Annotated in this window: 6 protein-coding genes; 4 read left to right on the plus strand and 2 right to left on the minus strand. The window is 67.6% G+C overall.

The window, feature by feature from the left end; genetic code table 11:
• Nucleotides 1-406 precede the first annotated feature (406 nt).
• A complete protein-coding gene (locus OG574_RS47995; RefSeq protein WP_326771227.1) occupies nucleotides 407-2515 on the plus strand; it encodes a DEAD/DEAH box helicase in 2109 nt (702 codons plus the stop codon).
• 566 nt (nucleotides 2516-3081) lie between these two features.
• Here OG574_RS47995 and OG574_RS52960 read toward each other — a convergent pair.
• Together OG574_RS52960 and OG574_RS48000 are read right to left on the minus strand one after the other, a co-directional pair.
• Complete coding sequence (locus tag OG574_RS52960; RefSeq protein WP_442816779.1) at nucleotides 3082-3294, minus strand: HNH endonuclease; 213 nt, start codon at nucleotides 3292-3294, stop codon at nucleotides 3082-3084.
• Nucleotides 3295-3778: 484 nt separating this feature from the next.
• Nucleotides 3779-4153, minus strand: a complete 375-nt coding sequence (locus OG574_RS48000) for a hypothetical protein (protein ID WP_326771228.1) — start codon at nucleotides 4151-4153, stop codon at nucleotides 3779-3781.
• 895 nt (nucleotides 4154-5048) lie between these two features.
• On the opposite strand from OG574_RS48000, the gene OG574_RS48005 reads away from it, so the two are divergent.
• The 3 genes from OG574_RS48005 (at nucleotide 5049) to OG574_RS48015 (ending at nucleotide 10263) form a co-directional block, all read left to right on the plus strand.
• The gene (locus tag OG574_RS48005; RefSeq protein ID WP_326771229.1) at nucleotides 5049-6965 is read left to right on the plus strand and encodes a hypothetical protein; all 1917 of its coding nucleotides are present in this window, start codon (nucleotides 5049-5051) and stop codon (nucleotides 6963-6965) included.
• On the plus strand, nucleotides 6962-8638 hold the full coding sequence (locus OG574_RS48010) for a UvrD-helicase domain-containing protein (protein WP_326771230.1): 1677 nt from the start codon (nucleotides 6962-6964) through the stop codon (nucleotides 8636-8638). The genes OG574_RS48005 and OG574_RS48010 overlap by 4 nt, the downstream gene beginning before the upstream one ends.
• 623 nt (nucleotides 8639-9261) lie before the next feature.
• A complete protein-coding gene (locus tag OG574_RS48015; protein ID WP_326771231.1) occupies nucleotides 9262-10263 on the plus strand; it encodes a YecA family protein in 1002 nt (333 codons plus the stop codon).
• Nucleotides 10264-10403: the final 140 nt, after the last annotated feature.

The following is a 10403-nucleotide window of genomic DNA, read 5'->3' on the forward strand; positions in this document are numbered from 1 at the left end:
GCGCCGCCGCTACGCGGCGGTTCCCGCGCTTCGCGCGGGAAGAACTCCCCGACTTCGTCGGGGAGTTGGCGTCACTCCGTGACGCCATGTCAGCACCGCTTCGCGCTGCTGACGGCTCGGATCGCTCCGCGATCCGGCCTGGCAGGCCCACGCTCCGCGTGGTCCCGCCAAAAGCGGCTGGCTACACAAGCCGATTGGCGGATGTGACGGTGCGTCTGTATGTGGCGCGCAGGCTCTTGACGACCCGTCATGCTTCTGGTCGGAATCGGACAGGGTGAGAATCTCCCAAGCGGCGTGTGTGTCATCATGGCAAGTGGGCTAGATTATGGCCTGGATGCTTACCACCGACCGCCCCTGCTGGCCCTGACTTGACCCCTGCCGAGCATATCTATCACGGGAGACCGTAATGGCAGCAATGAAACTTCTTCCACATCAGGTCGAAGCTGTCGATGGGATTCTGAGGACCCTTCAGACCCCGGCCGATGGCTGTATGCCGGCGCAGGGACTGCGGGCGCAGGTCGTCTCTGCAACTGGGTCGGGCAAGACATTGATGGCGGTGGAGGCAGCTCGCCGTCTGAAAGCGCGGCGGGTGTTGGTATTGGTGCCGACGCTGGATCTGCTGATGCAGACGGCCGCCGCGTGGCGGGCCGGCGGCCGTGGTGGGGGCATGGTGGGGGTGTGCTCGCTCAGTGCCGCGGACAGTCAGGGTGTGCCGTGCACGACCAGCGCGGAGGAGTTGCGGTTGTGGCTGCGGGGCCTGGAGCAGGTCACCGTGTTTGCTACCTACGCCTCGCTGGGGCTGCGGACGCTGCAGCGGGCGCACGGAGCCGGGGTTGGGGTCTGGGACCTGGTCGTGGTCGACGAGGCGCATCGGACGAGTGGTGATGCTGGTAAGCCGTGGGCGGCGGTGCATGACCAGCAGCAGATTCCGGCGCATCGTCGGTTGTATATGACGGCGACGCCGCGGGTGTGGGAGGCCGGTGGTGAGGTGCCGCGCATGGTTGCTTCCATGGATCGGGACAGCGAGCTCTTCGGGCCGGTGGCGTATGAGTTGAAGCTGTCCGAGGCGATCCGGCGCGGGATCGTGGCGCCCTATCAGGTCGTCTGTGTGGATATCCGCGACGAGGACGTCCATCGGGCGCTGCAGGGCGAGCCGTTGGGTTCTGATCATGTGCGGGGTGCGCGGTTGGCGGCTTTGCAGACTGGGCTGCTGACGGCGGCTGTGGAGGAGAAGTTGCGCAGGATTCTGACGTTCCACAGTCGGGTTGCGGAGGCGGAGGCGATGGCGGCCGGGGTGCCGGCCGTTGCTGGGCAGTTGCACGCTGATGACCCTGAGCGGTTCCCAGCGCCGGGGCGTGTGTGGGCGCAGTGGCTGTATGGCGAGCATCCTCCCTCCCACCGGCAGGCCGTGTTGCAGGAGTTCGCCTCGGATTTCATCCCGGGCACGGACGGTCGTGAGGTGAAGGCCGCGGTTCAGGTTCTGGGGTCCGTGAAGGTGCTGGGGGAAGGGGTCGATACGGCTCGCTGTGATGCGGTCGCTTTTATGGATGCGCGGGGTTCGATGGTGGACATCGTGCAAATGGTCGGACGTGCTCTGCGTATCCGGCCCGGTGAGGGAAAGCTCGCCACTTTGGTCGTTCCGGTATTTCTCGGTCCAGGCGAAGAAGGCGGGGAAATGCTGGTTTCGAATTCCTATGGCACCCTCAGTAAGGTTCTTGGAGCCTTGCGGGCGCACGACACAGAGACGATCGAGGCGCTCGCTGATCCCCGCGTGCGCAGCGGGAGTTGGGTCCAGGATGAGGATCAGGAGGAAGTCGTCGAAGGCGCCGTTGATGAGCAGGGCGACAGCGGCGCGGATGTTGCTGGTGGCGAGGTTGCCGAGCCGGTGGTCAGTGGGCCGGCTGCGGAGTTGCTGAAGTTCAGTACGCCGCGGGATCCGGCGTTGATCGCGCAGTTCATCCGCCTGCGGATCATCGATCCGGAGAACGCCTACTGGCGGCGCGGCGTCCAGGCCTGCATCCAGTACCTCAAGGAGAGCGGAGCGCAGGTGCTGCAGGCGCCGCAGCGGTACGTGACGCCGGATGACTGGTCGCCTGCGCGGTTTCCGCTGGGGGTGTGGTTGGCGGATCAGCGCAAGTACTACAACGCGGAGCTGCTCGAGGGTGAGCGGGTACGGCAGTTGGACAAGCTGGGCATGGTGTGGAACGCGCACGACAGCGCCTTCGATGAAGGCCTCGCCGTCGCCCGGGCTTGGGCGCAAGAGCACGGGCATCTGCTGGCGCCGGTCAGTGCCGTCGGTGAGGGCGGGTTCCCGGTTGGGGTGTGGCTGAAGAACCAGCGGGCTGCCGCGCGGCAGGCCGTGGAGGCTGCTCTCGCGCACGAACAGGGCCGGCTGGTGCCTGCGGGAGGGTGGGGACTCTCAGAGAGCCGTCCCAGGGCGCGTTGGACGCGATCGACCCGGGCTGGGGCCACGCGTCCGGCGAGTCTGGGGTGCGCACTAGCCCACGCCAGGTGAAACGCGCCGTTCGTGGGTCGGCGGCGGGCGCAGGCGGCGCGGTTCACATCGCCGGATGCCTCCTCGCTGCGACCACCCGACCGAGACTGGCGCCATTCCTCGACAGCCCGATCCAGCAAGTTGCCGATCAGATCACCGAGATACCACCCCTTCTCGTACGCCATACGCCGCAGGTCTTCGCGCTCGGCTTCGGCCAAGGTGATGAACTCCGGGTGGGCGTCCTCTTGCTGGTAGCCGCAGCACAGCACGCGCATACAGCGGCTCGTGGCCGGTTTGATCTCTCGTGACTCCCACGGCGGATAGGGGTAACGCTCCATCCCTTCCGCGCACCGTTGGACTTCTTCATGCTTCTGCCGACGCAACCGCGGACTGTGCTTTCGCCCGTAGTGGTGCTCGAACCACTGGCGCCGCGCGGGATCGCGTATCTCACGCTGTACCTGGGCTACACGGTCGTTGATCCCCTCGACAATCCGGAGTGGAAGGGTATGGCGAGCGAAGCCAGCCTTCGGGTACGCGTGGTGCAACTTCATGTCACGTGCCCACTCAACCGCAGACCTTTTCTGCTTTCAGCTGTTACACCGGTCGCAGGCAGGCACGAGGTTCCACCAGATGTCCCGTCCCGCCCTGCCCGCCAACGGCGCTTCATGCTCAAGGGTCTGTGCCTGCTGCTCGTCGCAGTACACACAGCTGCGCCCGTGCGCCATCAAGACCATGATCCATACCCAGAGGGGCTGATTCCCCCGGTCCTTGCTCAGCAATTCCTGTCCGGCCGCTGTCATCTCCACCCCTCAGCAACTCGCTTCGGCGGCATCGTACGGAGAGCTACTGACAAACAGCCTGGCCGACGGGATAGCTCGCCATGCCAAAGGGCAGAGCGAGGGCTTCCAGGCTTTGGGACCTGTCAGCGCCCAGCTCGGAACCCGACCTCACCGACGTCGTTCTGCACCTGACGCCTCTCGACCCCAGGCGTCCCGCGCGGGATCTGAGGTTCGGGGCTCGGCTGCTCTCCGCAGGGAGTTGGCCTCGTGCTGAGCCTTCGCTGATCTGAACCGCGCGCGCCGATGGCGGGACACGAGAAGCGCCCGCAGTCGCCCACCGAGAAACCGGGGCGCCTTCATCGTTCTCTGGTAAGAATCATGCGTGGATGCAGGTACAGCAGCCGTGGCCGGAGAGGCAATCGGTGGAGGGCTGACGGGACTTACAGCAGTCGCGACAGGCATGTTTGGTCTTCGGACCGCCCGCCTTCAGCTCACCTCACAAGAGTCAGAAGCAGCCCGCCAACGCCGCTTCGAGAGCCTCACCGAGTGACGCGGGCCCCGCTCGCAGGCTTACGCGGAGTTCGTCGCTGCCGGCCAAGATCTGATCGACGCGCTGTACGGGCGCGAGGAGGAGTTCCACCAGCAGTTCGATGACCTTTGGGAGAACATCCGCGAGCGCCGCTCCACAGTAGCCATCGCAGGACCAGATGCCGTGGTGACGGCGGCAGGCGACTTCGCCGACGAGGTCAGGAACTTCAGGAACGAACTCGGTCGCGCACGAATCCAAAGATCTCGTGCGTTCAACGAGAAGTACCGCTTCGAACGTCGGCTGGACGCTTTCACCCGGGCGGCACGCGCAGCGCTGGAATACGAAGGCCACCCACCGGTCGGGCCTGCCTCGGAGGCAGCTCCGCAAGCATGACCAGCGATGAATGCTAAGCGGCCTTCATCGTTTCGCATCACGGGGCCCTGCGCTCGCGCCCGCTGCCAAAGGCTGTTGAATTAGGTTCGGGTGTTCTGAACGAATGCGCTCCGGGCCACTTGATATTCATTCGTCACCCAGGCAAACGGACGTTGCTCGTCATCCGTCACCCATACCGGTTCGTCCTCTTCGAAAGCCGGGGTCCGGCCTGGAAATTGCAGCAAGTCTCCAAGGTCGGCCAGCCGGGATGCTGGGGGTATGAGCCGATCGGGGCCTTCCAGTTCCCAGGCGAGCAACCGCCTTGAGGAGGCGCTCGTACACCTCATCGGCGTGTTCGATCGATTCATCATGTCGCCGCTCGGCTTCTTCCCGCTGTCCCCTGGCTCTCTCCCTGACCGGCTCCTCGTTGCTGGCCTCGTCCTCATAGATCATGTGCAGCCAGGATGCGGCGCTCCAGCTGTGGTCGCAGGAACGCTTCAAGTCGTCGGCACGCGTCAGCACTTCGACGCATGCCTCGTGCTGGCTTGTCCTGCGTGCATGCACGAGTTGTGCCCGTCCCGCGGCCACTGCCGACTGGCGGGCTGCGCGGGCCTGCACGTAAACCGCGGGTACGCCTACGACCGCGAGGGCCGCCGAGATCATGTAGGTGATCATTTGTATGGACACACGGTGATCGTAACGACGGCTGCTCGCCGGGTGAGGGCTGCCGCAGTGCCGTTGTCGTTGAAGACGGGGACCCGCCGCGGCAGGCCTCTGCTCGAGACAGAGCAGGTCGGAGCGCAGCGGATCTCGGTAGACACGGAAATACGCATATGCCTCGTCAGCACCTGTTCTGTCGGGCGATGATGGGCGTGTGCGTGCTTCACGATTGTTGATCACAGGGTTTCGGGGCTGGGAGCGGCTGGATCTGCGCCCCAAGGATCATGTGCTGCTGGCGGGGGTGCCCCGGGCGGGGCGTTCCGACATCATGGCGGCGCTGGCCCGCGTGTTGGATCCGGATGCCGGCCGGGGGGCGGCTCTCACCGATCTGTTCGACAGCACGCGCCGTACCGACGACAGTGGCACCGAGGAGGCTGCGGACACGGAACAAGTGGGGAGCGCGGATCCGGACGTCGGGGACGGCGGATCCGAGTCCGCTTCGGCCGCGGAGCAGGCTCCGGAGGAAGAGCCGGTCGCCGAGTCTCCTGCGCTGCGTTGTGCGGAGGTTGAGGTGACGCTCACCGATTTCGACGCCGATGTGCAGCAGTTGGTCGACGGCTTCTTGGAGCCGCTAGATCCGTCGGGCTGTGCGAGCCAGGACGTGGATGTTCCCGCAGATGCTTCCTGGTGCGTGCGTCTGACGTATCGGCTCACCCATGACAGCGAGGCCGAGTCGCTGGAGTCGCTGGTGTACTTTCCGGCCCGCAGCAGTCCGGCGCGGGGGCAGTTCGCCAGGGTTCCTGCTGCCACGCGCCGGGCTCTGCCGGTGCTCGTACTGGACACCGCGGCGCCGTTGCAGCTGCGTGCCGGTGGGGCGTTCCGGCGCATTCTCGAGGAGCGGGATCCCAAGGCGGCTGCGGCCGCGTTCGACGTGCTGCGCGATGGGGTCGCCGAGGCTGTGGCCCGGTTGTCGGCCGATCCGGCGGTGGTCGAGGCTGTCGATGCGGTGCTGGCAGTCGGCGGAACCGGCGGCCGGTTCGGGGACCGGCCCGTCTCCGCTGCGGAGATGGGCTTCATGGCGGAGGATGGGTCTGTTGCCGCGTTGCTGCGCAGTCTGAGGGCTGCGGCCGACCTCGACGGCAGCGGTCTGCTCCCGTTGACCAGCCATGGCAGCACCGCGGGCGCCGTGTTGTCGGTGGCCGAGGCAATGCTGCTGGCCAATGTGCCGGGCGCGCTCGTCCTCGTCGACGACTTCGGTGACCGGCTCGATGCGGCGACGGCGGAACACCTCGCTGCCGTGCTGCGTGCGCAGTCGGGGCAGTTGTGGCTCTCGACTCGACGTCCCGAGGCGGCGCGTGCCTTCGAACCGACCGAGTTGGTCCGCCTGGTCCGCCATGGCGGCACCCGCACCCATCACCAGCTGACGCTGCCGACCGACCGCAAGATGCTGGTCGCGTTTCGTCAGCTGCACACCCAGCTGCTGGCCGCGCTTAGCTCGCCCACCGTCGCCATCACCGAGGGCCCGCATGACGTTGCGGTGCTGAGCATGGTGGACCGTCGCTTCCCGCCCCAGCAGCTGCCGCTGCCGGCGCACGGCGTGCGCCTGGTGGCGGCGGGAACAGGCATGGACGGAGGCATCGACCAGATCCCCCGGGTTGCCGAGTTGGCCCGGCAGCTGGGGTTTCGTGTCCTGGCGGTCGTGGACCGGGACAAGGAGACCGCCCAGTCCCGCGGGCAGCTCGACAAGATCAGAGCGGCGTGTGATGCGGTGGTGCGGCTGCCTGCGGGGGCGATCGAGCAGGCGATGCTTGAGGGCATCGGCCTGGACGTCATCGCCGAGGCCAGCACCACACTGACCGTCTATGGCATTCCTGACCCGGTGGCTGGACGCCTCGAGGAGCGGGCGGTCATCGACCTGTGCAAGGTGCTCCACAAGCACGGGCTGCACGAGCAGTTCCTGAGCGCCCTGTACGGCGAGACGAAGACGCATCCGCCGGTGATCGCGACGGTCCTGCTGACGCTCGCCGCGCAGGCGAACGCCGCCTACCGCGGCCCGGAACAGGTCGATCTCCTTTCGCTGCCCCGCCCCCAGGCCGTCCCCAGGGATGCACCCAAGGCAGACGAAGCATGATCTACAAGCCGAACGATGCCCAGCGCAGCGTCATCTCCAGCCAGGCCCCGGCGCTGGTGGTGCTGGGAGGGGCCGGCACCGGGAAAACGGTCACCGCCGTGGCAGCGGCCCGTGAGCATCTCCACGCCGCCGACGGGCAGTTGCTCGCCGTCCGGCAGAAGCTCGTGAAGCAGGGGGTACGCAGCAGCATGCCAGCGCGGACGCGGGCACTGTTCCTGTCGTTCTCCCGCACCGCGGTGTCACAGATCATGGATCGGGCGGCGGGCGTGATCGGACGCCTCGGCCCGCGGCTCGAGGTCGCGACGTTCCACGGATTCGCCTGGCGGATCATCACGGGCTTCGGCGCACATCACGGATTTCCTCCGCCACAGACGGTGCTGAGCAGCGCCAACAGTCGCGTTCCCGGCGCCCCGCCGGGCCTGGTCTACGACGACTTGATCCCCTCCGCGAGTGATCTGCTGCGACTGCCCGCCGTCGCGGCTCACTACGCGCAGCGCTACAGCATCGTCATCTGCGACGAGTTCCAGGACACGAGCTCCGCCGAGTGGACCTTCCTCCAGTTGATCGCGCCGTCCGCACGACGGATCTTCCTGGGAGACGTGCATCAGAGCATTTACGGCGGCTTCAAGCCCGGAGTGAGCCCGGCGGCTCGCGTCGACGCCGCCATGGCGCTGCCGGGAGCTTGCAAGATCCAGCTCCCGGCCTCCAGCTACCGCGACCCCAGTGGCGTTCTGCCGGCGGCGGCCGAAGCTGCCCGCGCCCGCTGTTTCGCTGACCCGGCAGTTGCCGAAGCCGCCGGCACGGGCCGCTTGCGTGTGACCCCTGTGCTGCGGGGAACGGGCCACGACGAGGTCCTCGAGCTGGTCCGGCAGGCCCGGCGCGAGAAGGACACCGTCAGCGTCTTCACCCATGGCATCGCAGCCACGACGACACTGTCCGATGCACTGACCGAGGCCCAACTCCCCCACGAACAAATCGGCTTCGGCGAGGCGCACGGTGAAGCACTGGCCGCCCAGCTCAGCCTGATCCAGTTCGCGCTCGGCGATGACAGCGCCCCGGTGCGCAGGACGCTGGCGGTGTTCGTCACCGCGGCCCTGCGCCGGGGCCGACAACTTCCCCCGCTGGCGGGGCAGATGCTGCACTGCACGAACCCGATTCTGGAGCGTCGGCTGATGGGGCTCTTGGACGATCTGCGTGCGGCGAGGGGCGGCCCGGAAGCGGGCCTGGGTCAGCTGGCCGATGTAGTGTCCGGAGCCTATGCCCGCATCGGCGCCTCCCGCGGGCGGGAGGCCTGGCAGCAGGCGGCAGCGCGCACCCGCAGCACGCTGCGTCTGTTCGGCGGTGAGCAGAGCATCGCCGCGGTGACGACGGAACTTCTGCGGCTTCGCGACGACTCCCTGGTGGGCTCCCTGTCTCCGCGCCAGCGCCCGGTCCAGGTGATGAACCTTCATCAGACCAAGGGCCGCGAGGCGGACACGACGATCCTCCTGTTGGGGCCGGACGAGTTCTACGGCTACGAACAGGAGCCGTTCCCCGACGGGTCGCGGCTGCTATATGTCGTGTTGACCCGGGCACGGCGTACCGCGCATCTCGTCGTGCCCGGGCGCCCGCATCCTCTCTGGTCGCCGCTGGTCGCAGCCGTGTCCGCAGCCGCTTCGCAGCCCGCAAGCTAGGGCGCGGCGGCAGGTGCCGTGGCGGCTGTGCTGGCCGCGGCCCGGGCCCCGTCTTGAGCCCTGCCCCCGGGCCCTTCCCCTGTATCCAGTGCGGGGCCGGTGTTGGCCGCTGGCGCCGAGTTCTTGTGCGGTCTGGTCAACACGCCGTCGCTCGGCTCGTCGTCCTGCCGTCTGGTGACGTGTGCGTGGTGCGCGCAGTGCGCGAAGCGTTCCGGCTTGGTGTGCTTTGACGCGTTGTGCTCGGCGTCGTTTGATCCGGTGTCCGGACTGGAGCGGGACGGGGCAACGGCCGTGAGTCTGGATGCTGGTGTGGCTCCGATGGGGGCGCATCGGTCTTCCCCTGTGGGGTGGACGTACGGCTGGGGGCGGTGTGCGCCAGTGGACAGAACGTGAAGGAGTCGTGTTCACTTCGTGACGCCGGAGTGTGCGGCCCCTTGCAGGGCGTCGCGCTGCCACGGCAGCTGCGGGGTCGGCCAGGCCCTGCGGGCTGGCAGGCGGGAAACACCGTGCACGGCAGAGCGCCCTGGTTCTTCCGGGGCGCTTCTTGACTCAAGTGACACGGCGTTTCCTCCTTTCGACGCAGCGCCAGTGCGTCACGTCAGTGAGCACCAGGGGGAAAGATCATGGTTCACGCACCACAGAAGACGGTCGAACTGCCGTGCCGCATGCAGCACTTGAAGCGCGACCGTCGGGGTTACCCGGTGATCGCGACAGTGGAGCGCAGTGCCGCGGGGGTGAACTTCGGGGCGATCAGTGAGCGGCGCAAGCTGGCGCTTGCGACCTTCGACTGGTGCGCCGTGTGCGGCCTGCCGTTCGGGGACGAGCTGCGCTGGCAGGTGATCCTGCAGGACGGGCCGTTGCCGACTGCCGAGATTAGCGGGGAGGCGCCCGTGCACGAGGTGTGCGCGCTGTATGCGGCACAGGTCTGCCCGTTCCTGTTCTCCCCCAGCTCGCGGCTGGGGGACGAGGCCAGGAAGGGAACGGTCCGCACGGAGGTCATGCGATTCGCCGGCTTCCGCGAGACCATCGGCGTGTTCGCGCACGAGTCGGGGCTGCAGCCGGGAGTCTACACACTGCACTACGAGCAGGCGCAGCGAGCGGACGACTTCTCGTATCGCGATGCGGCGGGCGTCCGGGAGCGGTTCGCCAAGGCCCTCGCAGACGAGGAAGAACTGCCGTTGAGCGACGCGGAAGCCGAGCTGGTACGGCTGTTCAACCGCGTGAACGATCACGACGACGGTGACGTGGTGACCGGTGCCGCCCTGGTCGCCGGGGCCGCCTTCGCCAAGGACGTCTTCCGTCTGCAGGGCCTGAAAGCGTTCCAGGGCAAGCAGTACCCCACGGTCGCTGGACTGTTCCTGAAAGGCACGGCACAAGAGATCCGCGGCTTCTCGGACGAGGCGAACGACGAGGCGTTCGGTGCCGTCGGCCCCTGGCTGCTGGAGCACATGGACAACCTTCCGACGCCGCTTTCCCGGTGGCGCACCCGCGGCGCCAGCATGGTGCGCCGCCCGTCCCAGCGCCCCGAAGGCCCCGGGCGCAGCATCGCGAAGAACGCCCCGTGCCCGTGCGGGTCCGGGCGCAAGGCGCGGCGGTGCCACCCGGCAGGCGTTGCGGCCCAGTAGCCGGGAAGTCCTTGCAAGGTTGTTGCGACCGGGCGTAGTTGACCACGGTGCGCGGCTCGTGGCCGGTCACCGGACCGCTCCCGGCTCGCCCGCGGTCACCCGTGCGCTGTAAAGGTCACCGCGGTGTCAACGCGCCCCGG

The organism is Streptomyces sp. NBC_01445 (assembly GCF_035918235.1).
Lineage (GTDB): Bacteria > Actinomycetota > Actinomycetes > Streptomycetales > Streptomycetaceae > Streptomyces.

Bases quoted from the DNA above. Each gene is read 5' to 3' on its own strand.
- OG574_RS47995 (WP_326771227.1), top strand. From the start codon at position 407: ATGGCAGCAATGAAACTTCTTCCACATCAGGTCGAAGCTGTCGATGGG.
- OG574_RS52960 (WP_442816779.1), bottom strand. From the start codon at position 3,294: ATGACAGCGGCCGGACAGGAATTGCTGAGCAAGGACCGGGGGAATCAG.
- OG574_RS48010 (WP_326771230.1), top strand. From the start codon at position 6,962: ATGATCTACAAGCCGAACGATGCCCAGCGCAGCGTCATCTCCAGCCAG.
- OG574_RS48015 (WP_326771231.1), top strand. From the start codon at position 9,262: ATGGTTCACGCACCACAGAAGACGGTCGAACTGCCGTGCCGCATGCAG.